Origin of the sequence: Kitasatospora sp. NPDC047058, from assembly GCF_040643935.1 — a bacterium.
Classification (GTDB): domain Bacteria; phylum Actinomycetota; class Actinomycetes; order Streptomycetales; family Streptomycetaceae; genus Kitasatospora.
Genome location: NZ_JBEYVJ010000901.1, coordinates 1 through 1240, shown reverse-complemented (window position 1 = coordinate 1240; position 1240 = coordinate 1). Strand labels below are relative to the sequence as shown.

2 protein-coding genes are annotated in these 1240 nt (G+C 76.9%); both read left to right on the top strand.

All coding sequences use genetic code 11. The annotated features are described in order from the left end of the window. On the top strand, positions 1-479 hold a 479-nt coding region (locus tag ABZ885_RS41485; RefSeq protein ID WP_360200428.1), incomplete at its 5' end, for an HAD hydrolase-like protein. Beyond that, the coding region (locus ABZ885_RS41480; RefSeq protein ID WP_360200426.1) for a glycosyltransferase at positions 476-1240 on the top strand (765 nt) is incomplete at its 3' end. The genes ABZ885_RS41485 and ABZ885_RS41480, both read left to right, overlap by 4 nt.

The following is a 1240-nucleotide window of genomic DNA, read 5'->3' as shown; positions in this document are numbered from 1 at the left end:
GGCTGGCCCCCGGGCTCCGGGCGGCCGGACGGGTGCTGCCCGGCGCCGCCGAGGCCCTGCGCGCGTTGCGGGCCCGCCACGAGGTGACCCAGTCCGTGCTGACCGGGAACATCCGGGCCAACGCCGCCCTGAAGCTGGGCCTGTTCGGGCTGGCGGACCTCCTGGACCTCGGAGTGGGCGCGTACGGCGACGACGCGCACGAGCGCGCCGCACTCGTCCCGGTGGCCCGGCGGCGCGCGGCGGCCGCGTTAGGCCCCGGCTTCGGCCCCGAGAGCACCGTCCTGGTCGGCGACACCCCGCAGGACGTGCACGCGGCGCTCCGCAGCGGCTCACAGGTCATCGCCGTCGCCTCGGGCACGAGCAGCACCGCCGCGCTGCGGGAGGCGGGAGCCCGCACGGTGCTGGCGGACCTGCGCGACACGGCCGCGGTGACCGCCGCCGTCCTGGCCGCGGCTCCGGCCGCCCGGAGCTCCGGGTGAACGGGGACGTCCGCCCGGTGGAACTGGTCTCCGTCGTCATGCCCGCGCGCAACGCCGAGCCGACGATCGCCGCCCAGCTGGACGCGCTGCGCCGGCAGACCTACCCGGACCGGTGGGAACTCGTCGTCGTCGAGAACGGCTCGGCCGACGGCACCCGCGCGCTCCTGGCCTCCTGGCAGCAGCGGATCCCGCGGCTCAGGGTGGTCGACGCCGGCGGGACGCGCGGGGTCAACCGCGCGCGCAACCTCGGCTGCCGCTCGGCGCAGGGGGAGTTCGTGCTCTGCTGCGACGCGGACGACGTCGTGGCCCCCGGCTGGATGGCCGGCCTGGTCGACGCCCTGCGGACCAGCCCGGCCGTCGGGGGCGCACTCGAACGGCGTCTGCTCAACGCCCACGTCGCCCTGGCGGCGCGCCCGCCGAAGGAGGCCGACGCCCTGCTCGACACCTTCGGCTTCCTGCCCTACCCCGCCGGGGCCAACTGCGGCTTCCACAAAGCGCTCTGGAGCCGGCTGGGCGGCTTCGACGAGAGCTACCGCTACGGCGGCGACGACGTCGAGTTCTTCTGGCGCGCCCAACTCGCGGGACACCGGCTGGCGTTCGCACCCCGGGCCGTCGTGCACTACCGGCTCCGCGGCGACACCCGCGCCATCGCGCGCCAGCTCTACCGCTACGGCCGCTCGCATCCCAGGCTCTACCGGGACTTCGCCGCCCACGGCATGCCCGCCTCCCGGCCGGCCGACGCCGCCGGAGCCTGGTGGAGG